This window comes from Demequina phytophila, from assembly GCF_000971135.1.
GTDB classification, from domain to species: Bacteria; Actinomycetota; Actinomycetes; order Actinomycetales; family Demequinaceae; genus Demequina; species Demequina phytophila.
This window is the reverse complement of sequence record NZ_BBLW01000004.1, coordinates 1-22285: the sequence shown is the minus strand read 5'-3', so window position 1 is coordinate 22285 and position 22285 is coordinate 1. Positions and strand designations below refer to the sequence as shown.

Genomic DNA, 22285 nt, shown 5'->3' with positions numbered 1-22285 from the left:
GGAGCCTGTGCCCGTCAAGGATCTTGTCCTCACCAGCCCCGACATCGCTGGCGGGGGGCGCATCGAGGACCGGTTCGCCGGCCAGTTCGGCGCGGAGACCCCGCGCATGACGGTCGACGGCATCCCGCCGGAGGCGGTTGAGCTCGCACTGGTGTGCCACGACCCCGACGCGCCGATGGCGCACGGCTTCACCCACTGGACGCTGTACGGCCTCGCGCCCGTCGCGGGCCCAATCGACACCGCCGCTGGCCGCCCCGGCCCGAATGATGACGGCGGGCTCGGCTACGTGGGTCCGTTCCCGCCGCACGGGCACGGCGACCACCGCTACTACTTCTGGGTCTACGCACTGACGCGACCCGTGATCGGCGAGCCGTCCCGCGACGAGTTCCTCCACGAGTACGCCGACGCGATCGTCGAGCAGGCGCGCCTGGTCGCGACCTACTCGCGCTGACCCGACGCCGCCCTCCGCGCGCGGTCGCGCGGGTCCGTGCACCCCCCTCGCCGTTTTCATGCACTTTGGCGGGGGACGATGCGGCGGTCACCGCCTGTGGCGACGCCTGGTGAGCTTGTGGTCGCCCCGAGCACCCTTCTGAACGGCAGCGGAGGCCCTCGCGCGCTCGCGGGAGTGCATGAAAACGGCGAGCGTGGGGGCGCGCACCCCGACGGTCGGGTTCGGGTGGCCACCGGCGCGCATCGGACGCATCCTGAGGGATAGCCCCCGCGTGCTCCCGAGGAGGAGAGATGACTGCCGTGGCTCCGCGCGTCTCGCGACGCGACGACGCTCGCTACCGCGAGGCGGAGGCGGCCGTCTGGGCCCACCACGGGATGCAGCCCACCGAGCGGTGGATCGAGGTCCCCGGGTACGGGATCCGCGTCCGCGCGCTCGAGCACGGCGAGGGACGCGCGGTGGTGTTCGTGCACGGCAACCCGACGGCGGGCAACGTGTTCGTGCCGCTGGTCGCGGCGATGGAGGGCGTGCGCGCCATCGTGGTCGACCGGCCGGGCTGCGGACTGAGCGAGCCGCTCGACTACTCGGAGATGACGCCGGAGGGCCTGCGAGTCGCGATCACCGCGTACCTCGCCGCGGTGATCGAGGCGCGTGCTGACGGCCGGGCGGACCTGCTCGGCAACTCCGCGGGAGGGGGCGCCGCGGTGGTCGCGGCCGCGCGCCGGCCGGACCTGGTCCGCAGCGTGATCCTCGAAGGGGTTCCGGCGATCCGGGGCATGCGGCTGCCGCGACCGCTCCGCCTCACCGCGCTCACGCCGGTCGCGCGCGTGGTGTCCAGGCATCGGATCAACGAGGGCGACCTGCGCAGATCCTTCCGCGCGATGGGCCACGGCGACCTCCTCGACGCAGGGGGACCGCCCGCGGAGGAGTTTGCATGGCGTGTGGCCCTGTCCCGGTACACGGACACGTATTGGCACGAGCTCGCACTCATCCGCCGCACCGCCACGTGGCGGGGGCTGCGGCCGGAGTGGATCGCGGGCCGGGCCGAACTCGAGGCCCTGTCCATGCCGAGCCTGTGGGTGGTCGGCGACCGCGACCCGTTCGCGACCCCGGAGCGCGTGCGCGCGTGGGCGGCGCACGCGCCGCGATCCACCGTGCATGTGATGGAGGGATCGGGCCACCAGCCCTGGCTCGATGACCCGGTGCGCCACGCCCGACTGGCGGCCGAATGGTGGGGGTGACGGCCGCATCGTCCCCCTGACCTCCACCGTGTCGGAGGTTCGACGTAGCCTGACGGGGTCATGCGACGTCGGGGAGGGCCACCATGACCGATCTCGCGATCGAGACCGCAGGGCTGACCAAGGTCTACGGGGATACGCGCGCCGTGGACGGGATCGATCTCGCCATCGCCCGGGGCGGCGTGCACGGATTCCTGGGGCCGAACGGCGCGGGCAAGACCACCGCGATCCGCATGCTCGCCACCCTGATCCGGCCGGACGCGGGCAGCGCGAAGGTGCTCGGCCGCGACGTGGTCCGCGAGGCGGACGCCGTCCGCGGCCTGGTGAGCCTCACCGGCCAGTTCGCGTCGGTGGACGAGGACCTCACGGGCCGCGAGAACCTGCGGCTCATCGCCAAGCTCTACGGCTTCCGCGGCGGTGCGGCGACGAGGCGCGCGGACGAGCTCCTCGAGGCATTCGGCCTCGCGGACGCGGCGGACCGCCAGGTCAAGAAGTACAGCGGCGGCATGCGAAGGCGCATCGACATCGCGGCCTCGCTCGTGGTGAGCCCCGAGCTGCTGTTCCTGGACGAGCCGACCACGGGCCTCGACCCACGCGCGCGCAACGAGGTGTGGGACATCATCCGGGCCCTGGTCGCGCACGGCACCACCGTCATGCTCACCACGCAGTACCTGGACGAGGCCGATCAGCTTGCGGACAGGATCTCCGTGATCGACCGCGGGAGGATCATCGCGGAGGGCACGTCGAGCGAGCTCAAGGCGTCGGTCGGGTCGGGGACGCTCCACGTGCGCGTCATGCACCGCGATGATCGGGACGCGGCCCGCGCGATCCTCGTGCGGGAGCTCGGCGTCGACTTCGAGACCACCCACGATCCGCAGGCGCTGGTCGCGGGGCTCGAAGACCGGTCCGGCGTCACGCGGGCGCTCACCGCGCTCGAGGACGCCGACATCGGGCTCGCACAGTTCTCGCTGGGTCAGCCCACGCTCGACGAGGTGTTCCTCGCGCTCACCGGACACGCCGCGGAGGAGCCCACGCAGGACGCGGAGGAGGCGGCATGAGCGCACAGTCGACGGCGGAGGAGGCGCCGCGAGCCCCGCAGGTCGACGCGATCGCCTCGGCGCTCACCAGCGTCGAGCGTCCGCCCCGGCCCTCAGCGCTCAGCGCGTCGATGTCCTTCGGCTGGCGGGCGCTGCTCAAGATCAAGCACGTACCCGAGCAGCTGGCTGACGTCACGCTGTTCCCCGTCATCATGACCCTGCTGTTCACCTACCTGTTCGGCGGCGCGATCTCGGGCTCGGTCGAGTCGTACATCGCGTACATCGCACCGGGCGTCATGGTGCAGTCCGTGCTGTTCATCACCATGTACAGCGCGTCGACGCTGCGCACCGACATCGATCGCGGCGTTTTCGACCGGTTCCGGTCGCTCCCGATCTGGCGCGCGTCCGCCTTGATCGGGATGCTGCTGGGCGATGCCGTGCGCTACACGCTCGGCGCGGCTGTCACTGCGGCAGTCTGCCTGGCGATCGGCTGGCGACCCGAGGGAGGATTCCTCGGCGTCCTCGCCGGAGTGGCCGTTCTGCTCATCTTCGCGTTCGGGCTCGGATGGGTCTGGCTGTTCTTCGGGCTGATCCTCCGCACGCCCGGATCGGTCACCGCGGTGTCGACCATCGTGCTCATGCCGGTCCTGTTCGGCTCCAACATCTTCGTCGACCCGTCGACCATGCCCGGCTGGCTGCAGGCATGGGTCGACGTGAACCCCGTGTCCGGTCTGGTGACCGCCGTCCGTGCGTTCATGAACGGCACCCCGGTCGGGCCGGAGCTCGGGATGTCGCTGGCGTGGTCTGCGGGCCTCGTGGCCGTCTTCGGCTCGCTCACCATGTGGAAGTACCGCGACCCGCGATGAACCGGACCGCGCATCGTCCCTGGTGGCAATGTCATTGACACCTGTCAGGGACCAAAGGTGTCACGAAGTAGTTCGTGGATGGGGAATGATTCTCCGGTGACTTTGACGCAGGACATCGAGCCCCGGACGTACTTCCGCACCTTCGAGGCCGCGCTGGCGGACTTCAAGCCGCCGGCCGAGAACATCGACCAGATCGTCGAGACCGTGCGCGGTCTCCGCTACGAGCACGTGTACATCCCCGAGTCGCGCGCGTTCATCGCGCTCGAGCCCGCGGGTGCCGCCAGCCCCGTCGCGTTCATCTCGCACGGCTACATCGCTGTGCACCCCGAGGAGGGCGACAACTACTGGGTCGAGCTTCCCGCGCACCAGGCCGCGGCCAAGGGCTTCGCTGCCGTCGCGGAGAAGGTCCAGGAGGCGGTCATCCCCACCTGCGCGACCTGCTTCACCAACCTGCCCTCGACCGGGATGTGCGACTACTGCGACTGAACTCGCGGTGAACTCGGCCGTTTCGGTATCCAAGCCTCGGCAGCGTCGCCGATAATTGACTCGACTCCGAGGTCGGGTGCCCTTTCCTTCCAGTTCCGGGTTCCCGACCTCGGAGTCGTCTGCTGTCCGGGCCCGGCACGAATGTGACGAACTGGGACCAAGGTCACCTTGCCTTCAACGTTGGAGGGTTCTTACGGTGGACCCCATCGTCACATGGGCGGCCATCGGGGGCAGCCACGCGGGCGACGCGCAGCTCAGAGAGGAGCCGCCATGCCGGAGGTGCTTGCTCGGGTCGAGGTGGGGGAGATGGCGCTCGACGCGCCGTTCGCGTGTGAGGCGAGGGGTCACCGCTTCATCGACGAGGTCCGTCTCGATGCGAAGCTGGCACGGGCCGACAAGCGGTTCCGTGAGGGCGTGCGCTGGATCCGCCAGTGGAGCGGCTACTGCGCCTGCTGCGGTCGCCGCGTCAGGGTGACGCCGCTCGCCGTCTGAGCCGCGGGCGTCAGAGGACGTCGTACACGAGCGTCACGTGCCCGCTCGGCAGGGCGTCGATCTCGACTGGCCGCAGGGTGCGCGGGTGGCGCAGCCCGGGCGTCGCGGTGCGTCCCTCGCCGATGAGCACCGGGACCACGCGGAGCCGCACCACGTCGACCAGCTCCGCCTGGAAGAGCGCGCCGGCGAGCATCAGGCTGCCCCACAGGATGATGTCCCCGCTGTAGCGGTTCTTGAGCCGGCGCACCGTGTCGCGCGGCTCACCCACTTCGACGTGCGCGGACGAGTAGTCGCCCCACGGTGCGCGCCGCAACGTGTTGGAGACCACGTGCTTGGGTGTGCCGTTGATGAAGTCGGCCACGGCTTCCTCGTCGACGGTCTTGCCGGGCCAGTACTCCTCGAACATCGCGTAGGTGTTGCGGCCCAGCAGGATCGCGTCGACCCGCGCGAGCATCGCGAGCTGACCCGCGTCCGTGGTGTCGAAGCCACCGGCCATCCGCATGAAGTCGAGCTCGCCGTCGGGACCCGCGGCGAAGCCGTCGACGCTGACGATCTGTTCCACGATGAGGCGGCCCATATCGCCAGGATAGGCACCGGATCGCGAGCGCGTGCAGGGTTCGCTCGGTGGGGGACGATGCTCGGGTCGCGCGGGCTCAGCCGCGTGCCGTGACGCTCGGGTCGCGCCGCTCGAGCACCGCGGCGACGATGGTCCTCGCGACGGTGGCCGGATCCTCGTGCTCCCAGAACCGCAGCACCAGCCAGCCGGCATCGGTGAGCAACGCGGTCGTCTCCGCGTCGCGTTCACGGTTCCTCTGGAGCTTGGGTAGCCAGTAGTCGCTGTTGGCGCGGGGGAACGTGCCGTGGATCGGGCAGGAATGCCAGAAGCAGCCGTCGATGAACACGGCGACCTTCGTCGGTCGGAACAGCAGGTCGGCGGTGCGCCGGACACCCTTGATGGGCGTCGCGGCCACGCGGTAGCGGAGGCCCGACGCGTGGACCAGGCGGCGCACGGCGAGCTCCGGCTGGGTGTCGCGCTTCTTGTTGGCCTGCATCGAGCGCGCGACGCCAGGGTTCGAGGCCCACGACTCGCGACTGGGCATCCTCCAAGGCTATGACGTGAGCTGTGAACTCTTGCCGGCAGCTTCACGGAACCCGCCGCGAGAAGCTAGCCCCCGCATCGTCCCTCGGAATACCCGCCGCCAGCTTCCGGTTGCGCCCACCATGACCACCATCGGCTTCATCGGTTCTGGGCGCATCGGCGCCAACGTCGCTCGCGCCGCCGTCGCGGCGGGCTACGACGTTGTCCTCTCCAACTCGCGCGGCCCCGCTACGCTCGGAGACCTGGTCGCGGAGCTCGGCCCCCACGCGAGCGCCGCCACCGCCGCCGAGGCCGCGGCCGCCGGCGACCTCGTCCTCGTCGCCGTCCCGCTGGGCAAGCTGGAGGACGCGATACCGGTCCAAGCGCTCCGGGGCAAGGTGGTGATGGACGCGAACAACTACTACCCGCAGCGCGACGGTCGCATCCCGGCGCTCGACGACAACAGCAGGACCACCTCGCAGCTGCTGCAGGACCTGGTCCCCGGTGCGCGCGTGGTGAAGGCCTTCAACAACATCTACGCAGCCGAGATCCCCACCCATGGCAGCCCGGCGCTCACGCCCGACCGCCGTGCCCTCCCGATCGCGGGTGACGATGCCGCCGCCAAGAGCCTGGTCGCGTCGTTCCTCGACGCCATCGGCTACGACTCGGTCGACGTCGGCCCGCTCGCCGAGTCATGGCGGGTCGAGCGCGACACCCCCGCCTACGGCAAGCGCACCACCCGCGGCGAGCTCGCCGCGATCCTGCCGGGCGTGGAGCGCGTGAACCAGGTGTAGCCGCGCATCGTGCCTGGACGCTAGGCTCCGGACCATACCGAGGGGGGTAGCCGTGGATCCGTCTGCTGGGGTCAATCGGTTCGTGCTGGGGCCGGCCAGCCATCACACGAGCAAGGCGCGCGATCCGCGCATCGCGGGCGTGAACCCCGGCGGCGACGGCGCGGAGCCGCCCGAGGCGCGTGAACGCGTGTGGATCATCCCCGTCGCGATGGTGCTCGTGATCGCGGCGGCCGTCGGCGTGGGCATGTGGATCTTCTCCGGTGGCTCGAACGATGCCACGGACAGCCTCGCGGAGCGTGGGCTCGCGATCACGGACGACTACGCGGGCGTGGTAGACGTATCCTTCCGCGACGACGGTCGATTCGCGCTCGACGTCGCGGAGGACGCCGAGCTCGGCACAGTGGCCACGCAGTACGCGCTGCGGCCTATCACGGCGATGCCTGCGGCCGACGACTGGATCACCTATGCCTGGCCCGGCGCGGACGCCGCCACCAACGACGGGGACTTCGCGCTCGCGCTCGACGCTGGCACGGGCATGTGGAACGTCACCAACCTCACCGTCCCGCTCAGCGGCGCCGTCGACCCGGCCGCGCTCGACGCCGGATGGGCGCAGCTCGAGAAGATCCTGGTGCCAGCGGGACAGTAGCGCGACGGGCCGGGCGCGATTGCGACGCACCGAGCCGCGCGAGAAGATGAACAGCAGGTGAACACGCCTCCGCAACGGCGCGGAAGGGAGACCGCCATGACCATCACCCCGGCGAACCAGTTCGACCGCGAGCACGCCCACGAGCACGTCGACCGCGCGCTCGACGACGCTGTCACCCATCTCTCCCAGCACTTCATGGAGTTCGACCGCGCGCTGATCCAGCGCCTGGTGCGCGAGTCCTACGACAAGCTCAAGGAGGGCGCGCTGGTGCACCAGCACCTGGTCACCCTCGCCGAGCATCGTGCCTGGCTCCGCCTCGACGACCTCCGCACCACCCGCATGTAGCACGCGTATGCGCCCAGGGTCCTGGTCCGGCGCTCGCGCCTGCCCTAGATTCGAGACATGTCGATCGACTGGTCGTTCCTGGTCCCCGGCCTGATCATCGCCCTGTTCGCGGGCGCGTCGGTGGGGGGCTTCATGGACCTGTCGCGCCGCGTCGAGGAGCGCCGTACCCGACGCCGCGCCTTCGCGCAGGAGGCGCCGATCGCCCTGTCCAGCGCGCACGACCTGCTCACCCCGCCGCTGCCCAAGGACCCCACCTCGCTGGTCCCCGCCGAGGAGATCACCCGCGGCCTGCGCGAGCAGGTGGCGCGCCTCGAGCGCGGCACCACCCGCCAGCGCGAGGCCGTCCCCGCCATCGACATGCTGCTCGAGATCAGCCGCGCGCTCGAGGACATGACCGTGCGCGGACGCGCGCTCGACCTGCGCATCGAGACGGTCATGGCGGCCGCCCCGCAGACCCTCGAGCACAAGCTGGTGACCAAGCTCGCGCGGCAGGCGATCCTCAAGGACCCGACGCCCGCCGACGTCATCCCGCGCATCGACAACCCCGAGGCCCACGCGGCCATGACGGGGGACGATGCTCTGGTCGCCGAGATCGTCCGGTACCGGCGGGCGCAGCAGCTGCTGCACGACGCGCGCGACGCGTTCGTCGACCACTGGTGGACGGTCCGTGACCTCCGACTCGCGGCCGCGACGCGGCTTGCGACCGCCAAGCACGAGGGCGGCGACAGCGGGAAGAGCGCGGCGCGGGCCGTCGAGCGCGACGTCGAGGCGGCGATCGCCGCCGACTTCAAGCGCAACTGGGCCCGGATCGACCACGCGATCCCGCTCGCGGACCTCGCCGACGCGACCGCCGCGAACGTGGTCTCCTCGAAGGCGGCTGAGCCGACCGAGCCCGAGCCCAAGGGCCCTGCTGCCCGTCCCGGACGGATCCAACTGTAGGGGAGCGCGGCATGCGATGGTTCGGCGCGACTCTCGTCTTCCTCGCGGAGCTGTCCCTGCTGTTCTCGCTCGCCTGGTGGCCGCTCGCACGGTTCGACGGCCCGTTCAGCTGGGCGCTCGCGGTCGCGTTGCCCGTCGCCGTCGCGGCCTTCTGGGGCACGTACCTCTCGCCGAAGGCGCGCCGTCCCCTGGGCCGGACCCCCACCATCGTGGCCCGCACGCTGATCCTTCTCGCGGCGCTGCCGCTCTACGCCGTGCTCGGCGCCCCGATCCTGCTCGGGGTGCACGCGGTCGCCGTGGTGGCGGGCACGGTCATCAGCGTGGCGAGGCCGTTGCCGGAGTGATACCAGAGTGATACCGTCGAATCATGGCGATGACTCTGCGGACAGACTCTGTGCTCGAGGACGCGCTTGAGCTCCTCGCTCGAGAAGAGGGGCTCTCGCGTCAGGAGATCGTGCGTCGCGCGGTCCTGGAACGAGCCGAGAAGCTGAGCCGGAGCAAGAGGCTCGCGTCGCTCACGGATGAGGCGCTGCAGGAGTGGAGCGAGACTCTCGCGCGACTCGGCTCCGAGTAGCGCATGCCGGAGTACATCGAGCTCGACGAGCTCCTCGCCATGGTCCGAGTGGCGGGACTCGGTCCGGTGCGCGACGTCGGCCTGCTCGAATCGGCCCTCGCGCGGCCAGGCACCACCCTCATGGGTGCAGACGCGTATCCAACGCTCTCCCTCAAGGCGGCGGCGCTGCTGCATTCCCTGGTCAACAACCACGCGCTCGCGGATGGGAACAAGCGGCTCGGATGGCTGGCGACGGTTGTGTTCGTCGGATTCAACGGCTTCAGGGTGACCGGGACTCAGGCGGAGGCCTTCGACCTGGTCTGGGCGATCGCGGACGGCACGCTCGACGATGTGGCGTCGATCGCTGCTCGGCTCAGGATCGAGCCGCGCTCGTGATGTCGCGACGGGTCTAGGCTCGCCCCATGGAGACGCAGGCGCCCACCGCACAGTTCACCGTCATCCCCAACCGTCGTCCCGCGACGGACGAGGAGCGCTGGATCGCGATGGAGGACCCGGTCTTCGGCAAGGTCTTCACCGACCACATGGCGCGTGCCACCTGGCGCGAGGAGGACGGCTGGGCCGACCGCCGCATCGTCCCGCTGGCCCCCATCCCGATGCACCCCGGCGCCGCCGTGCTCCACTACGCCCAGCAGGCCTTCGAAGGCCTCAAGGCGTACCGCTGGGAGGACGGATCGATCCGCCTGTTCCGTCCGGAGGCCAACGCCGCGCGCCTCGCGTCGAGCTGCCGCCGCATGGCGCTGCCCGAGGTGTCGGAGGAGGACTTCCTCGCGGCCGTCGAGGCGCTGGTCGAGGCCGACCAGAACTGGGTGGCGGGCGCCGAGGGAGCGAGCCTGTACCTGCGCCCCCTGGTCATCGCGACCGAAGCCAGCCTGCTGGTGCAGCCCGCCGCGGAGGTCGACTTCATCGTGACCGCGTCGCCTGTGGGCGACTACCTGTCGAACGGCGACGTGGGCGTCTCGATCTGGGTCTCGCGCGGCTACCACCGCGCCAATGCGGGCGGCACGGGCGACACCAAGACCGCCGGCAACTACGCCGCCAGCATGCTGCCGCAGAAGGAGGCGAAGGAGCATGGCTGCGGGCAGGTGCTGTTCCTCGACGCGCGTGAGGACACCTACGTCGAGGAGCTCGGCGGCATGAACCTGGTCGCGGTGCGCGCGGACGGGTCCATCCTCACGCCCCGCCTGTCCGGCACCATCCTTCCTGGCGTCACCCGCGACTCGATCCTCACGCTTCTCCGTGACGAGGGCCGCACGGTCGAGGAGCGCGACATCGCGCTGACGGAGCTGGTCGAGGGCATCGAGTCCGGCGACATCGCCGAGCTGTTCGCCGTGGGCACCGCCGCCGTGGTGACCCCGATCGCGCGCCTGGTCTCCGACGACCTCGACGTCTCGCTGCCCGAGCGCTCGGAGGAGGACGGCCCGTCCGTCGCGACCGCGATGCGCGCGCTGCTCACCGACATCCAGTACGGCCGCGCCGAGGACCGCCACGGGTGGACCCGCGAGGTGGTCCCCGCGCCCGAGGGCTGAGCGACCCGCTCACTCGTCGAGGAGACCCACCTCGATGAGATTCTGGCGGTGCTCCTCGAATGTCTCCGCGAGCAGCACCGCGCCGGACTTCGGGTCGCGCACAAAGTACAGCTGAGAGCCCGCGGAGGGGTGCGCGGCGGAGTCGATCGCCCCGAGGTCTGAGGCGCCGATGGGCGCCGGCGGGAGCCCCTCGTACATGAAGGTGTTGTACGGCGAGTCGACCGCGAAGCCGTCGTCGGACACCGTGCGCTCATCGGCACGGGTGATGTAGATCAGCGGCGACTCGAGCTCGAGCATCATCCCGGCGTCGAGGCGGTTCCAGATCACGCTCGACACCGCAGGCTGGTCGTACGGATCCGGTGCCTCTTTCACCAGGATCGACGCGAGGGTGACCGTGCGCAGCCAGTCCTCGCGGGCGACGCCCATGGACTCCAAGTTCTGAAGCTGGCTCGCGACCAGCATCCCCGCCGCCTCCTGGGCGGTCGCCGGGGCGGGGAAGTCGCCCGGTGCGACCCAGCCTTCAGGCTCGCCGTTCGCCTCCGGCGGCAGCGCGAGCACCATCGCCTCGCGGACGCTGTTCTCGGAGGCACCGTAGTGCGCCGCGAGCCGTGCGATGGTGTCGTCGACGCGCTCGCCAGGGATCACCAGGTCTGCGGCGGTCAGCTCTGGTGCGGCCACGGACGGCGAAGGCGACGGGCCGTGTGCCCCCGACGTGCTCGGCGTCGGTGCGGGCGAGGTGACGGCGGGCGCAACGGTGCGGTCGGTGCCCCACCGCAGCACCCCGTAAGCTCCCGCGCCCAGCACCGCCAGCCCGGCCACGGACCCCGCGCCGGCACGCACGGCACGATGCCGACGCACCCGCCGGGTGACGGGGGAGAGGTCGCCCGCGAGGCGGGTGGCGTCGAAGGTGGCGGCCCCGGAACGCTCGAGGTCGCGAAGTGCCTGGTGCGCGGTGCTCATGATGTGCCTCCATGCGGATGGATCGGGACGGTCTCGGCGGGGGTGAAGTCGACTCCGGGCGCCGCCTCGCGCAGGCGGGCCACGCCGTCGGACAGGTAGCGCTTGACGGTGCCCTCGGCCAGCCCGAGCGCCTGCGCGACGCCGGCGACCGTCATGTCCTCGAGGTAGCGCAGCACCACGCACGCCCGCTCGCGCGGCGACAAGGTGAGAAGGGCGGCCTGCAGGTCCAGCGCATCGTCCACCGTGCCGGACGCGTCGGGAGCGCTCGCGACGTCGGGCCGCTCGTGCACGTCGACGCCTGCGGGCTGCGGCCGTGCCGCCGCGCGCCGCCCCGAGTCGATGAACGCCGTGGTGATGGACCGCTTGACATACGCATGCGCCGAGTCGAGCGACCCGAGCGCCCGCCCCGTGCGGAAGGTGCGCACCAGCGCATCCTGCAGCAGGTCCTCCGCGCGCTCTCGGTCGCCGGTCAGCACGTACGCATAGCCGAACAGCGCGGGCCCGCGCTCGCGGACCAGGCGGTCGAGCATGCTCGCCCAGGTGCTCATGCGGTCGGGTTCCCTCTCATGCCGGGTAGTACGCACCCACGGTCCCCAAGGTTGGGGACGATGCGCGGGTGGCGTCGGACGCCGCGCCTACAGTGGTCGCATGCCCGGCCCGGTTCCCGCCTACACGCTCACGCGCAAGCGGATGAAGAACGTGCGCATGGTGGTGCGCCACGGCACGGGCGAGGTGCGCGTGAGCGCCCCGATGCGCATGCCGCAGCGCGACATCGATGCGTGGGTGCGCTCGAAGTCGGCGTGGATCACCGCCAAGCAGGCCGAGGCGCTCGATCACCCGGCGCCGCTCGCGCCCGGGCCGGAGGCGGACTCGCTGCGACGGTCGCTCGCGCCGGTGCTCGAGTCGCTGCTCGACGAATGGGTACCCCGCATGGGTGTCCCGCACCCCACGTGGCGGATGCGGATCATGCATTCGCGGTGGGGCAGCTGCAACAAGACCACGCGCACCGTGACGTTCAGCGTCGAGCTCGCGCGCAAGGACTACCACCTGGTCGAGTACGTGGTGGTGCACGAGCTCGCCCACCTCATCGAGGCCAACCACGGTCCTGGCTTCTACGCCGTGATGGACCGCCACCTGCCCGGCTGGCGCGAGCACCGGGCGGAGCTCAATGGGCGGCAGGTGGACTGATCAGCCCTCGGTCTCGAACGTCGACTTGCGGATCTCGGGCTTGCCCAGGGGTGCCTCGAGCACCAGGACGCGCGACGAGTCCCGGGCGAACGGCACCGCGACCAGCGCGGTCGATGGCGCGCCCTTGACGATCGCGCGCCGGATCTCCTTGGGCGTGAGCTCCGCGTTGTCCCCGAGCGTGTAGGGGTCCACGTAGGCGCCGCCCCAGACGCCGTTGTCGCCCTGGAGGTGTCCCACGAAGATCCCGTCGAGCATGCTCGCGACGGGAAGCAGCCGGGTGCCCGCGGCGGTCCATGCGCTCGTGGTGAAGCCGAGCGTCTCGACCCGCGTCATGTCGGCCTCCGAGCCGGCGGTCGACGGCGCCGTCTCGACCAGGAGCGTCGACTGCGCCACCTGAAGGGCGGAACCCAGGTTGAGGTCCAGCTGCCAGTCCATGTACAGGGAGCCGGGCCCGCCGTTCTGCTCGCTCGAGTACTCGATCGAGTAGCGGGGCGCTCCGAGCAGCCGCTCATCCAGCCAGATCGGATCGCACTCCAGTGTCTCGAAGGGCATCACCCAGTCCATGGTGATGAACATGCGAGGTGCCTCTGCGGACTCGGGCACCTCGCACAGGCTGGCCGCCTGCCGGGACGGGTCCCGGTCGTCCTCGCGGCGGCGCGGCTCCCAGCCGGTCAGAAGATTCTCCGCCGTGACGCCGATCTGGTCGACCTCGACGTTGACGGGGACCTCGAGGATCAGCTCCTGGCCGCCGGCCGCGCCGTCGGGCGGGACCCGGACCTGGAGGACCACCTCGGGGTCCACGTCGCCGTGCGCGATGGCCCAGACCTCGTCGGAGTGGAGCACGGATCCCTGGGGCTGGGTGTCGACCTCGGCGCTGCCCAGGGCGGTCGCGCCATCGGCGAGCGACCGCGGATCGGACGCGTTGCCCAGCACCGCGAGCCGCTGGGTGGGCGACACCCACAGGGACTCGCCCACGTAGGAGCCGCGGGTGCGGAACCCGGGCGGTGAGACGGTGTCGGGCGCGGTCGCGAACGTCGCGGCGATCGCGGCGGTGTCGATCGTGAGGTCCGTCTCCATCGGCGAGTACATGACCCAGTCGAGGAGCATGCGGCCGCCGGTCGCGTCGGCGCCCACGTGAAGCATCGCGTACACGGAATCGTCGGTGAGCAGCGGCTCATCGCCCACCCATACGGCCTCGCACTCCTTGGTCTCCGTGAGCGTGGACTCGGTCGCGTAGGCGTCGCGCCAGGGGTTGATCGCGGGGTCCATCTCGCACAGCAGCGCCGCCTGACGTGGCTTCTCGAGGTCCTGCCCGAGCACGCGCGGCGTCGAGCTCGCGATGAGCGCCTCCGCGGACACGTTGCCACCCGTGGGCACCCACGACTCGTCGATCGCGGGCGAGACAGACGGCGACGGGGTGGTCGCCGGCGCGGCCGTGGTGGAGGGGTCGGTGCCCCACGCGAGCCCGACCGCGACCACGCCCACCACCGCCGCGGAGCCGCCCGCGACCAGCGCCCGCGTCACGGTGCGGCCGCGGCGCAGCCGCGCGAGCGAGCGCTCCTCGAGCGCCGCGAGCTCGACCCGGCTGGCGGCGATCCCGCGCTGCTCCTCGCGTGCGAGCGCCGCCGTCAGCGCAGTGCTCATCGGCGCGCCCCGAACGCCACGGTGAGCTCCTCCTCGACCCCGCCCTCGACCGCGTCCTCGACGTCGATCCGGAGGTCGGGCCGGGTGGCCGCGAGGCGCTCGGCGCCCGAGCGCAGGTCCGCCACCACGGCCTTGACGGACACGTCGAGCTCGGCGGCGATCGCCGTCGCCGCCATCTCGTCCAGATAGCGCAGCACCAACGCCACCCGCTCGCGGCGCGTGAGCAGCCGGAGCGCCTCGCGGATGTCGGCCTCAGGGGTCGGGTCCGGATCCGTGACGGGAGTAAGGGGCGGTTCAGCGTCCTTGTCACGGCGGAAGGCACGATGCAGCGCGCGCCGCACCTCGGTGGCCGCCTCGTCGGGGGAGTCGGCCAGGTGGCCGCGGCCCGTCCCGTGCGCGAGGGCGCGCTCGACCAGCGACCCGGCCGCAGCATCGTCCCCCGTGAGAAGGAGCGCGCGGGCCAGCAGGTCCGCGCCGTGGCCGCGCATCACCGCGCGGAGCGTCTCCGATCGACCGCTCAACTCGACCCCCCTGGTATGCGTGCGAGTCTCGCACGTGCGCGGCGCGCGCGGAAGGCGACGCGGCCGGTCACGGGGACGCGGACGCCCGCGGCGCCACGGCGAGCGGCGTCTCCAGCAGTATGACCCGGGACGGGTCGTCGAGGAACGGGACCGTGGCGACCGCGGTGGCGCGACCACCGCCGTAGAGGGCCTCGATGATCACGTCCTCGCCCACGATCTCGCCCGAGGAGAGCATCCCGGGGAACAGCTGGTCCCGCCCGCCGACCACCGCGTCGGGGATCAACGGATAGTCGTAGAACGCGTTGCTCAGCCACCCGAGGCGGCGGCCGTCCGCGAGCCACGCGCTGCTGGGTGTGACCGCGGCGGTGCCCAGCAGCGTCAGGCCGTCGCCGCCTGCGCGCACCGTGTCCGCACGCCCCTCAAGCAGCAGCTGGAGCCGCGAGACCTGGAGCGTCGCGCCGGACGCGTTGGCGACGTCCCACACCACCACGGAGGCCGGCGTGCCGGGTCGCACCTCCGCCGTGCCCGCGTCGACGAGCACGGGGCCGTCGACCCACCCGGGCTCGCAGGCGACCTGCCGGGCCAGGTACGGGATGTTGTAGTTCTCGAACGTCGAGGACCGCATGCTGCGGGGGACGTCGCACAGGAGCGCCGCCTGCGCGTCGGCGGGGGTGGCCCCTCCGCGTGCGCGCGGCCGGAATGTCTCGAGCAGGTGGTCCGCCGCGATCGCGGGATTGATGTCCGTGAGTGGCATCGACGACTCCACGATCACGTCCGCCGCGGTCGGGTCGGCGGTGCGCGTGTGAGGAATGCCCACCTGCAGCGTGAGGGTGGTCGCCGCGACGCCGTCCGCGACGTCCCACAGGGGGTCGCGCGCGGCGCCGTTCCGGGGCGCGGCGGCGGTGAACGTGGCCCACCCGCGCATCGCCGAGCCCGGCTCGATGCGCTCGAGCGATTGGGCCTCGCGGTTGAGCGCGAGACGTGAGCGGTCGTCGGCCCACCACGACGAGGTGAGCGCATCGGTTGCCTGGTCCGCGACCGGGTCGGCGACCCCGTCGGGATCGGTGAGGACCGCCACGGCGAGGTCCGCACGATCGAGCAGCAGGGGCCGCACGCCGGTGTTTCGCACGGTCCAGCGCACGTCGAGCCGCACCAGCCGGTCGGTGACGTGGAGCGTCGCGAGGGTCATCTCGGGGTCGAGCTCGAGGAAGGGCGTGTCCCCGACCCACACCGCGCGGCACGGCACCGGCGTCGAGGCGTCGGTGCGCTCGCGGCAGGCGAGCGCCTCCTGGCGGAGCGCCGAGCCGTCCGCCGTGCGGAGGCGCGACGCCGCGCCGCGGAGCAGCTCCTCCGCGTAGACCACGCCGCTGCCCGGTTGCGAGGCCATGACGTCGGGCTCCGCCGGCTCCGTCGAGGGTGGGAGCTCGCGAGGCGCGGTCAGCGCCACCGCGCCCGCCACGGCGAGCAGGATGGCTGCCGCCGCGCCGAACCCGGCCAGGCGGAGCCGTCGGCGTCGCGTGATCCTGTGCGCGGCGCTCGTCGCGATCGCCGTGCACGCCCGGTCCTCGCCGTCGAGGTCCGCGGCGGGCTCGAGCGCGTCGAGCAGCTCGGCGGTCACGGCGCGTCACCCACCGCCACGGTGGTGGTGTCGACCACGCCGCCCTCGACCGTGTCCGACACATCCAGGCCCAGAGCCGCCGCGGCGTTCGCGAGGGCGTCGCGCACCTGGTGCTCGCGGAGCGCGGTCGAGGACGCGATCGCGGGGACGGCGAGGCCGTCGCCGTAGCGGATGGCGAGCAGCGCCCGCTCTCGCGGGCTCAGGCCGGCGAGCGCCTCGCGGAGGGACGATGCGTCGGTCACCTCTGGCGCCTCCGTCGCCTCGGGCGGCGGGGTCGCGGGTGCCGGCCGCTCCCGCCGCACCGCCACGAACCGGACCGCGTCGCGCACGGCGACCCGCGCATCGTCCCCCGACTCCGGCGGCCTGCCCCGCGCGAACGTGCGCACCAGCGCGTCCTCGAGGACGGCCGCGCCCGCGGACGGACCCCCGGTGAGCCGCGTCGCGTAGGCGAGGAGCGCGGGGCCGTGCGTGCGCATGGTCGCCTCGAGCATCGCCGCCCATGGCCTCATCCTTCGATGGTGCCACCGGCGGCGGTGGGTTCCTAGGGGTCAGCCCTTCAGGCTCCACGGGAGCTCGAGCAGGAGCTCGCGGGTGCCGTCCTGGTCGTCCTCGCGGACCACGCGGATGAGGATCGAGCCGGGCGCGTCGAGCGTCTTGGGGTCGGTCTCGAACATCTTCTCGTCGGAGAGCTCGGCGCCCGGGGCGAGGGCGATCGGGTCGCTCTCGGACGAGAGCAGCGCGTGGCGCGTCCCGTCGCTGTTCCAGGGGTTCCACCCGACGCTCGTGCCGCCGGAGTTCATGATGTAGCCCACGTCGCCGAGGTTGATGCTCACGCCCATCGAAGCGTTGTCGAGATCGAGCGTCCGCCCGGACACGTTGGTCGCGCTCCAATCGATGACGCTGCTGAACTTGTCGATCTCAGAGATGCTCACGTCGGAGAGCTCGAGCTGCTTGCCGCCCGGGATCCACACCGCCTCGCAGGTGGGCGTGCTCCAGTTCGCGACCCCGTCGCCGTCATCGGGCTGGAAGCGTGGGTTGTCGGCTTCGCCGACGTGGCACACGACCGCCTCCTGGGCGTCGTCACGGGTCTCGCCCTCGACGCGCGGCTCGAGTCCCTCGAACGATGCGGAGGCGGGATCCATGGTGCCGGTGGTGGTGGCCACTGCGCTCGCCTCGAGGAACAGCTCGCGCGTGCCTGCATCGCCGGCGGGGGGCACTCGGACCTGGAGGGTCACGGTCGGCTCGATGGTGCCGTCGGACATCCCGTCGAGGAGCCCGCCGGTGCCCAGGCCGGAGAACATCTGCGGGTCGAGAGTCGCCGCGCCCTCGATCGTGTCCCCAGAGCGGAGCGTCACGCGCGAGCTGTCGCCCTCCATCTGGACTACGCGATCCTCTTCGCTGGACCACAGCGACGTGGCGATCAGCTGGCGGTCGCCCGAGGTGTAGCCCTCGGCGGTCATCGCAGCGTCGGGGTCGGACAGGAGCGCGATGCTCAAGGTGCCCTCATCGACAGTGATCGCCGAGTCGGAGGTGTTCGCGAGCACCCACGCGATGTGCACGGTGCCGTCGCCGTCGAGCGTGACATCGGCCCGGGTGACCTCGAGCAGCGGTAGGTCCGCGACCCAGACCGCCGGGCACGAGTCGGCGCGGCTGAAGTCCGCGCCCGCGTACGGATTGTCCTTCACCGGCATGGAGCACAGGATCCCGGTCTGGCCGGTGCGGCCGTCGTCGAGGGTCCGGGCCGTGGAGTCGGGACGGAGGTCGTCAGCCGTCAGCGCATCCGGGTCCACCTTCGGCACGTCGGTGACGGCCGGCGCCACCGTGCCGCGGTCGCCCTGCCACTCGAGCACGGCCGTGAGGCCGCCGGCGAGCACCAGCGCCGTCACGCCGAGCGTGCCGGCCGCGCGCAGGGTGTGCGCCCGCCTCACGCGACGGCGTGCGGGGGCGACCACCGCATCGTCCACCCCGCCGCGCGCGTCGTAGAGCGTGCCGCCGGCCTCCGCCTGCCGCGCGAGGGAATCCATCAGCTCGTTGCTCATCGCGCGCCTCCCTTCGAGGTGATCACCACGTGCTCGTCTCCGCCCTCCAGGGCGTCGGTCGGGTCCAATCCGAAGTCGCCGTGCGTGCGGCGCAGCGTCTCCACCGCGCTCGCGAGGTAGCCGCGCACCGTGCCGGCGGAGATGCCCAGCTCCTCCGCGATGGCGGGGGAGGCGAGGCCGTCGAAGTACCGCATCACCACGCAGGTGCGCTCGCGCGGCGGGAGCGACAGGACCGCCTCGTGAACGGCGTCCCGCGTGGCGGACGCGCCGCTCGGGTCGTCGATCACGCGGTCCGCGTCGCGGTGGTCGCGGCGGGGCCGGACGGACGCGCGCCGGTGGGTGTCGATGAACGTGGTCTGGATCGCGCGCTTCACATAGGCGTGCGCGGCGTCGACGTTCTCGGGGCCGCGACCCCGCTTGAAGGCGCGGACCAGGGCGTCCTGGAGCAGGTCGTCGGCGTCGGCGGGATTGCCGGTCAGCACGAACGCGTATCCATACAGCGCCCTGCCGCGCTCACGCATCAACGCGTCGAGCGTCTCGGACCACCTGCTCACGGTTCCTCCCCCTGCCTGCGGTGCATCTTCTCAGTGGAGAGGACGCACGGTGGGCAGGAAGTGCAGGGTCGCGTGTCTCAGTTGTTCCAGGACGCCTCGAGGATCAGCTCGCGGTCGCCGGCGAAGTCGTCCGCGCCGGCCACACGTACCTGCACCGTGGCGAGCGCGGCGGCGAAGTCGGGGACCTCGCGCACGTCGAACGTGCCGGTGCCCGCGAACAGCTGCCACGGCTCGAGCGTCTCGACCGAGGTCGCGCGTCGCAGCAGTCCGTGGCGCGTGGTCTCGGTCTCCCAGAGCGTCTGGGCGAGCAGTGTGCCGGCGCGCCCCGCGCCGAGGAACTCGCTTGCACCCGGTTCCGTCGACTCGTACTCCGTCTCGAGAGCGACGGCGGCGGCGCCCGTGTCCAAGTTCAGGCGCTGGCCCGACACGTTCTGCGCCGTCCAGCGCACCGTGAGCGTGTGCGCGACGTCATCGACGTCGAAACGCATCTCGGTGACCGCGATCAGCGGCGCCTCCGTGGTGAGCACCACGGCGTCGCACGCGGGTGCGCTCACGTCCTCGACACTCGTGGATGTGCGGGGGTTGAGCGACGCGTCGAGCCTGCAGTCGAGGGCGGTCTGCGCGTGGGTGCCCAGGTCGTAGTCCTCTCGGTGACGTGTGAAGGCCTCCGTGCGCAGCTCGTCGGCGGTGACGGTCCCGGCGGCCGCGTCGCCGTCGGAAGCGGTCACGGGGTGGTTCCCGCCGTCGACCAGGATCCAGAGCTCTCGCGTCGCGTCCGGATCGGCGAAGGCGACGGGGACCAGCAGGTCGACGATCACCGCCGTGCCCACCGCGAAGCTCGGCGCCGACCCGAGGCTCACGACGGTGCTGCTTGCGACGGTGGTGCCCGCTCCGACGTCGCGGAGATCCTGCGGGAGCTGGATGCTGAGACCCTCGAGAGTGTCGGCCGGTCCGACGTAGTCGTCGGTCGCGCGGGCGACCGGCAGGATCCATCCGGTGGCGACCCGCGCGGGCTCGTCGCCCGTGTACGTCAGCTCCCACGTGACCTCGGCGGACGACTCCAGCGCGGAGACCTCCACTCGCGTGGACCCCGGTGCCATCGAGAACAGGCCGCGGGCCGGTACGAACAGCTCCTCACAGCTCCGGGGGAGCGTGCTGGTGCAGAGGTACGCGGGCAGCGAGTCCGCATCGGGAACGGTGCCGCCTGCGCCGGTCAGATCCTCGGCCGTGAGCACGCCGGGGGTGGCGTCCGCGCCGGACGATGCGCTGGGCGAGGGCGTCGGGGATGTCACCGCCGGCGCCACCGCACCGCGGTGACCGTCGAGCGCCACCGCGCCCCATGCCCCGGCGACCACGACGGCCGCCGCGACGCCGGCGATGCCGAGCCCGCGCATCGTCCTCGCGCGCCGGACCCGGGAATGGGCGGCGGCCTCCAGGGACCCCGGCGCATACAGAGCCAGGCCGGCCGTCGCGCGGCGGGCCATGGCCTCCTCGAGCACGCTGGTCATCGGCGGCCTCCCTTCGTGGACACGATCACGTGAGACTCCCCGCCGCCCTCGGACGCGTCCGAGGGATCGAGCCCGAAGTCGCCGTGGGTGCGCTGCAACGTCGCGATCCCGTCATGCAGGTAGCGGCGTACGGACCCTGCCGCGATGCCGAGCTGCTCCGCGATCGCGACGGCGCTCAGCCCGTCGAAGTACCGCATCACGAGGCACGTGCGCTCGCGGGGCGGGAGCGAGAGGACCGCCTCCATGAGGGCCGCGTGGAGGTCCGCCGCGTCGGTCGGGTCGGGCGCGACGCGCTCGGCGGTGCGGTCGTCCGGCCGTGGACGCGCCTGCGCGCGGCGGTGCGTGTCGATGAAGCTCGTCTGGATCGCGCGCTTGACGTACGCGTGCGCCGCGTCGACGCTCTGGGGCGCGCGGCCCTTCCGGAACACGCGGACGAGCGCCTCCTGGACCAGGTCCTCCGCCGCGTGGGGATCCCCGGTGAGCACGAACGCGTAGGCGAACAGCGCACCGCCCCTCTGATGCAGCACCGCGTCGAGCGCGGCCCCCCAACTGCTCACGCGACCCCCATCGCCGACTGTCCGGATGCTTCTCCGGCCCCGAGAACGCATCCTGGCGCGGAAACGTTGGGTGCGCTCACGAGGCGCGCCGGGCGCCCGGGCTAGGGTCGGTCCATGGCGAGCAAGGGAGAGATCGACCGGCCCGACGGCCGGACCGTGCGTTGGTACACGGACGGTCCCGATGACGCGTCGCTGGTGATCTTCTGGCACCACGGCACCCCCAACATCGGCCAGCCGCCGGGGCCGCTGATGAAGCCCGCGACGGATCGCGGCATCCGGTGGGTGTCGCTCGACCGGCCCGGCTACGGCGGGTCGACCCGCCGGGAAGGAAGATGCGTCGCGGACGTCGTCGAGGACGTCGCCGCCGTCGCGGACGAGCTGGGGATCGACAGGTTCGCCGCCGTCGGGCATTCCGGCGGCGGACCTCACGCCCTCGCGTGCGCGGCGCTCCTGCCCGAGCGCGTGCAGGCGTGCGTCTCCATCGCGGGCCTGGCGCCATTCGAGGCCGGCGGGCTCGACTGGTACGGCGGCATGGCGCACGGAGGACGGCTCGAGCTCGAGGCCGCTGCGCTCGGTCCGGCGGCGCTGCGCGCCCAGCTGGAGGCCGAGTGGGACCCGGAGACGTTCATGGCCGCGGATCACGCCGCGCTCGCGGGGGAGTGGGGATGGTTCAACGGGATCGTGAACGCCGCGCTCGAGCTCGGGCCGGACGGCATGGTCGACGACGACCTCGCGTATGTGAGCGACTGGGGCTTCACGGTGGCGGACGCCGGTGCCGTCCCGACGCTCATCGCGCACGGCGGCAAGGACCGGGTGGTGCCCTTCACCCACGGCGAGTGGTTGTCACGGCAGATCGAGGGCGCGGGGACCCGGGTGTTCCCCGACGACGGCCACATCTCCGTTCTGACGTACGCGGAGACGCTGCTCGATTGGCTCGTCGAGACGGTCTGAGGCGTCGGCTCGCGGATCTGCATGCCGTCTACCTGGGGTAACCAAGTCATCGCCGTCTCGGTTGGACATCGCCGAAACAAGTGTGTAACTTATTCCGAGTCGCCAGGACGGGGCCCGCAAGGGAAAACGCCTGGTGACGAGGCTCCCGAAGCCCCGTCAGACCGGTCAACAAACCGGACGAAACGGTGTAGAGTAGAGAGCCGCTCGAGAGAACGAACTCACCAAGAAGCCGGCAGGCCGATTTGGAGGGATGCGATCGATCGGGTAGATTGAACA

At 71.8% G+C, this 22285-nt stretch carries 28 protein-coding genes; 16 read left to right on the top strand and 12 right to left on the bottom strand.

Going from position 1 to position 22285, the window contains the following annotated elements; all coding sequences use genetic code 11:
• Positions 1 to 7 precede the first annotated feature (7 nt).
• The 6 genes from AOM01_RS07085 to AOM01_RS07060 all read left to right on the top strand — a co-directional run bounded on the left by AOM01_RS07085 (position 8) and on the right by AOM01_RS07060 (position 4567).
• Positions 8 to 451, top strand: a complete 444-nt coding sequence (locus AOM01_RS07085; protein ID WP_228374242.1) for a YbhB/YbcL family Raf kinase inhibitor-like protein — start codon at positions 8 to 10, stop codon at positions 449 to 451.
• Positions 452 to 741: 290 nt separating this feature from the next.
• Positions 742 to 1689, top strand: a complete 948-nt coding sequence (locus AOM01_RS07080; RefSeq protein ID WP_062291094.1) for an alpha/beta fold hydrolase — start codon at positions 742 to 744, stop codon at positions 1687 to 1689.
• 83 nt (positions 1690 to 1772) lie between these two features.
• Positions 1773 to 2744 (top strand): ATP-binding cassette domain-containing protein, encoded by a 972-nt coding sequence (locus AOM01_RS07075; protein ID WP_062291091.1) that lies wholly within the window; start codon positions 1773 to 1775, stop codon positions 2742 to 2744.
• Complete coding sequence (locus AOM01_RS07070; RefSeq protein WP_062291089.1) at positions 2741 to 3589, top strand: ABC transporter permease; 849 nt, start codon at positions 2741 to 2743, stop codon at positions 3587 to 3589. Before AOM01_RS07075 ends, AOM01_RS07070 begins: the two co-directional genes overlap by 4 nt.
• 96 nt (positions 3590 to 3685) lie before the next feature.
• Positions 3686 to 4075 carry a hypothetical protein gene (locus AOM01_RS07065; protein WP_156155881.1) on the top strand — a complete coding sequence of 130 codons (390 nt, stop codon included), beginning with the start codon at positions 3686 to 3688 and terminating at the stop codon, positions 4073 to 4075.
• Positions 4076 to 4345: 270 nt separating this feature from the next.
• Positions 4346 to 4567: a hypothetical protein gene (locus AOM01_RS07060; RefSeq protein WP_062291083.1), complete on the top strand. Its 222-nt coding sequence runs from the start codon at positions 4346 to 4348 to the stop codon at positions 4565 to 4567.
• A 10-nt stretch (positions 4568 to 4577) separates the two neighbouring features.
• On the opposite strand, the gene AOM01_RS07055 is transcribed toward AOM01_RS07060, so the two are convergent.
• On the bottom strand, positions 4578 to 5144 hold the full coding sequence (locus tag AOM01_RS07055; protein WP_062291081.1) for a dihydrofolate reductase family protein: 567 nt from the start codon (positions 5142 to 5144) through the stop codon (positions 4578 to 4580).
• 76 nt (positions 5145 to 5220) lie between these two features.
• Positions 5221 to 5667, bottom strand: a complete 447-nt coding sequence (locus AOM01_RS07050; RefSeq protein WP_228374241.1) for a very short patch repair endonuclease — start codon at positions 5665 to 5667, stop codon at positions 5221 to 5223.
• Between the two features lie 121 nt (positions 5668 to 5788).
• On the opposite strand from AOM01_RS07050, the gene AOM01_RS07045 reads away from it, so the two are divergent.
• From AOM01_RS07045 to AOM01_RS07010, 8 genes are all read left to right on the top strand, one after another.
• Entirely contained in the window at positions 5789 to 6439 is a 651-nt protein-coding gene (locus AOM01_RS07045) for an NADPH-dependent F420 reductase (protein ID WP_062291075.1), read from the top strand.
• A 52-nt stretch (positions 6440 to 6491) separates the two neighbouring features.
• Positions 6492 to 7085 (top strand): hypothetical protein, encoded by a 594-nt coding sequence (locus AOM01_RS07040; protein ID WP_156155879.1) that lies wholly within the window; start codon positions 6492 to 6494, stop codon positions 7083 to 7085.
• 96 nt (positions 7086 to 7181) lie between these two features.
• Positions 7182 to 7430: a three-helix bundle dimerization domain-containing protein gene (locus tag AOM01_RS07035; RefSeq protein ID WP_062291069.1), complete on the top strand. Its 249-nt coding sequence runs from the start codon at positions 7182 to 7184 to the stop codon at positions 7428 to 7430.
• A 57-nt stretch (positions 7431 to 7487) separates the two neighbouring features.
• Complete coding sequence (locus AOM01_RS07030) at positions 7488 to 8369, top strand: hypothetical protein (RefSeq protein ID WP_062291066.1); 882 nt, start codon at positions 7488 to 7490, stop codon at positions 8367 to 8369.
• 11 nt (positions 8370 to 8380) lie between these two features.
• Positions 8381 to 8713, top strand: a complete 333-nt coding sequence (locus AOM01_RS07025; protein WP_062291063.1) for a DUF2568 domain-containing protein — start codon at positions 8381 to 8383, stop codon at positions 8711 to 8713.
• Between the two features lie 23 nt (positions 8714 to 8736).
• A complete protein-coding gene (locus tag AOM01_RS07020) occupies positions 8737 to 8943 on the top strand; it encodes a ribbon-helix-helix protein, CopG family (RefSeq protein WP_062291061.1) in 207 nt (68 codons plus the stop codon).
• A gap of 3 nt (positions 8944 to 8946) precedes the next feature.
• The gene (locus AOM01_RS07015; RefSeq protein WP_062291059.1) at positions 8947 to 9318 is read left to right on the top strand and encodes a type II toxin-antitoxin system death-on-curing family toxin; all 372 of its coding nucleotides are present in this window, start codon (positions 8947 to 8949) and stop codon (positions 9316 to 9318) included.
• A 26-nt stretch (positions 9319 to 9344) separates the two neighbouring features.
• On the top strand, positions 9345 to 10469 hold the full coding sequence (locus AOM01_RS07010) for a branched-chain amino acid aminotransferase (RefSeq protein ID WP_062291056.1): 1125 nt from the start codon (positions 9345 to 9347) through the stop codon (positions 10467 to 10469).
• Between the two features lie 9 nt (positions 10470 to 10478).
• Here the strand turns inward: AOM01_RS07010 and AOM01_RS07005 are convergent, their stop codons facing one another.
• Positions 10479 to 11429 (bottom strand): endolytic transglycosylase MltG, encoded by a 951-nt coding sequence (locus AOM01_RS07005; protein WP_062291052.1) that lies wholly within the window; start codon positions 11427 to 11429, stop codon positions 10479 to 10481.
• Complete coding sequence (locus AOM01_RS07000) at positions 11426 to 11977, bottom strand: RNA polymerase sigma factor (RefSeq protein ID WP_082110071.1); 552 nt, start codon at positions 11975 to 11977, stop codon at positions 11426 to 11428. The genes AOM01_RS07005 and AOM01_RS07000 overlap by 4 nt, the downstream gene beginning before the upstream one ends.
• Positions 11978 to 12077: 100 nt before the next feature.
• Between AOM01_RS07000 and AOM01_RS06995 the strand changes: the two genes are divergently transcribed.
• The gene (locus AOM01_RS06995) at positions 12078 to 12617 is read left to right on the top strand and encodes a M48 family metallopeptidase (RefSeq protein ID WP_062291049.1); all 540 of its coding nucleotides are present in this window, start codon (positions 12078 to 12080) and stop codon (positions 12615 to 12617) included.
• Here the strand turns inward: AOM01_RS06995 and AOM01_RS06990 are convergent, their stop codons facing one another.
• The 8 genes from AOM01_RS06990 to AOM01_RS06955 form a co-directional block, all read right to left on the bottom strand.
• Complete coding sequence (locus AOM01_RS06990; protein ID WP_062291046.1) at positions 12618 to 14261, bottom strand: hypothetical protein; 1644 nt, start codon at positions 14259 to 14261, stop codon at positions 12618 to 12620.
• Positions 14258 to 14782 (bottom strand): sigma factor-like helix-turn-helix DNA-binding protein, encoded by a 525-nt coding sequence (locus AOM01_RS06985; RefSeq protein WP_156155878.1) that lies wholly within the window; start codon positions 14780 to 14782, stop codon positions 14258 to 14260. Before AOM01_RS06985 ends, AOM01_RS06990 begins: the two co-directional genes overlap by 4 nt.
• Positions 14783 to 14849: 67 nt before the next feature.
• On the bottom strand, positions 14850 to 16400 hold the full coding sequence (locus tag AOM01_RS06980) for a hypothetical protein (protein WP_062291042.1): 1551 nt from the start codon (positions 16398 to 16400) through the stop codon (positions 14850 to 14852).
• Positions 16397 to 16909, bottom strand: coding sequence for an RNA polymerase sigma factor (locus tag AOM01_RS06975; protein ID WP_156155877.1), 513 nt, complete (start codon positions 16907 to 16909; stop codon positions 16397 to 16399). The genes AOM01_RS06980 and AOM01_RS06975 overlap by 4 nt, the downstream gene beginning before the upstream one ends.
• A gap of 39 nt (positions 16910 to 16948) precedes the next feature.
• Positions 16949 to 18439: a hypothetical protein gene (locus tag AOM01_RS06970; RefSeq protein ID WP_062291036.1), complete on the bottom strand. Its 1491-nt coding sequence runs from the start codon at positions 18437 to 18439 to the stop codon at positions 16949 to 16951.
• On the bottom strand, positions 18436 to 18993 hold the full coding sequence (locus AOM01_RS06965) for an RNA polymerase sigma factor (RefSeq protein WP_062291033.1): 558 nt from the start codon (positions 18991 to 18993) through the stop codon (positions 18436 to 18438). The genes AOM01_RS06970 and AOM01_RS06965 overlap by 4 nt, the downstream gene beginning before the upstream one ends.
• Before the next feature lie 77 nt (positions 18994 to 19070).
• Positions 19071 to 20501: a hypothetical protein gene (locus AOM01_RS06960; protein ID WP_062291031.1), complete on the bottom strand. Its 1431-nt coding sequence runs from the start codon at positions 20499 to 20501 to the stop codon at positions 19071 to 19073.
• Positions 20498 to 21058: an RNA polymerase sigma factor gene (locus AOM01_RS06955; RefSeq protein ID WP_169746531.1), complete on the bottom strand. Its 561-nt coding sequence runs from the start codon at positions 21056 to 21058 to the stop codon at positions 20498 to 20500. Before AOM01_RS06955 ends, AOM01_RS06960 begins: the two co-directional genes overlap by 4 nt.
• Positions 21059 to 21172: 114 nt before the next feature.
• Between AOM01_RS06955 and AOM01_RS06950 the strand changes: the two genes are divergently transcribed.
• Positions 21173 to 22009 (top strand): alpha/beta fold hydrolase, encoded by an 837-nt coding sequence (locus AOM01_RS06950; protein ID WP_062291024.1) that lies wholly within the window; start codon positions 21173 to 21175, stop codon positions 22007 to 22009.
• Positions 22010 to 22285 lie beyond the last annotated feature (276 nt).

Excerpts from the sequence above, each read along its gene's own strand:
- AOM01_RS06950 (WP_062291024.1), top strand. The coding sequence starts at position 21,173 with ATGGCGAGCAAGGGAGAGATCGACCGGCCCGACGGCCGGACCGTGCGT.
- AOM01_RS07035 (WP_062291069.1), top strand. The coding sequence starts at position 7,182 with ATGACCATCACCCCGGCGAACCAGTTCGACCGCGAGCACGCCCACGAG.
- AOM01_RS07005 (WP_062291052.1), bottom strand. The coding sequence starts at position 11,429 with ATGAGCACCGCGCACCAGGCACTTCGCGACCTCGAGCGTTCCGGGGCC.
- AOM01_RS07080 (WP_062291094.1), top strand. The coding sequence starts at position 742 with ATGACTGCCGTGGCTCCGCGCGTCTCGCGACGCGACGACGCTCGCTAC.
- AOM01_RS07070 (WP_062291089.1), top strand. The coding sequence starts at position 2,741 with ATGAGCGCACAGTCGACGGCGGAGGAGGCGCCGCGAGCCCCGCAGGTC.
- AOM01_RS07030 (WP_062291066.1), top strand. The coding sequence starts at position 7,488 with ATGTCGATCGACTGGTCGTTCCTGGTCCCCGGCCTGATCATCGCCCTG.
- AOM01_RS07010 (WP_062291056.1), top strand. The coding sequence starts at position 9,345 with ATGGAGACGCAGGCGCCCACCGCACAGTTCACCGTCATCCCCAACCGT.
- AOM01_RS06975 (WP_156155877.1), bottom strand. The coding sequence starts at position 16,909 with ATGAGGCCATGGGCGGCGATGCTCGAGGCGACCATGCGCACGCACGGC.
- AOM01_RS07075 (WP_062291091.1), top strand. The coding sequence starts at position 1,773 with ATGACCGATCTCGCGATCGAGACCGCAGGGCTGACCAAGGTCTACGGG.
- AOM01_RS06990 (WP_062291046.1), bottom strand. The coding sequence starts at position 14,261 with ATGAGCACTGCGCTGACGGCGGCGCTCGCACGCGAGGAGCAGCGCGGG.
- AOM01_RS07060 (WP_062291083.1), top strand. The coding sequence starts at position 4,346 with ATGCCGGAGGTGCTTGCTCGGGTCGAGGTGGGGGAGATGGCGCTCGAC.
- AOM01_RS07055 (WP_062291081.1), bottom strand. The coding sequence starts at position 5,144 with ATGGGCCGCCTCATCGTGGAACAGATCGTCAGCGTCGACGGCTTCGCC.
- AOM01_RS06960 (WP_062291031.1), bottom strand. The coding sequence starts at position 20,501 with ATGACCAGCGTGCTCGAGGAGGCCATGGCCCGCCGCGCGACGGCCGGC.
- AOM01_RS06995 (WP_062291049.1), top strand. The coding sequence starts at position 12,078 with ATGCCCGGCCCGGTTCCCGCCTACACGCTCACGCGCAAGCGGATGAAG.
- AOM01_RS07050 (WP_228374241.1), bottom strand. The coding sequence starts at position 5,667 with ATGCCCAGTCGCGAGTCGTGGGCCTCGAACCCTGGCGTCGCGCGCTCG.
- AOM01_RS07020 (WP_062291061.1), top strand. The coding sequence starts at position 8,737 with ATGGCGATGACTCTGCGGACAGACTCTGTGCTCGAGGACGCGCTTGAG.
- AOM01_RS07025 (WP_062291063.1), top strand. The coding sequence starts at position 8,381 with ATGCGATGGTTCGGCGCGACTCTCGTCTTCCTCGCGGAGCTGTCCCTG.
- AOM01_RS07015 (WP_062291059.1), top strand. The coding sequence starts at position 8,947 with ATGCCGGAGTACATCGAGCTCGACGAGCTCCTCGCCATGGTCCGAGTG.
- AOM01_RS07000 (WP_082110071.1), bottom strand. The coding sequence starts at position 11,977 with ATGAGCACCTGGGCGAGCATGCTCGACCGCCTGGTCCGCGAGCGCGGG.
- AOM01_RS07045 (WP_062291075.1), top strand. The coding sequence starts at position 5,789 with ATGACCACCATCGGCTTCATCGGTTCTGGGCGCATCGGCGCCAACGTC.
- AOM01_RS06970 (WP_062291036.1), bottom strand. The coding sequence starts at position 18,439 with ATGAGCAACGAGCTGATGGATTCCCTCGCGCGGCAGGCGGAGGCCGGC.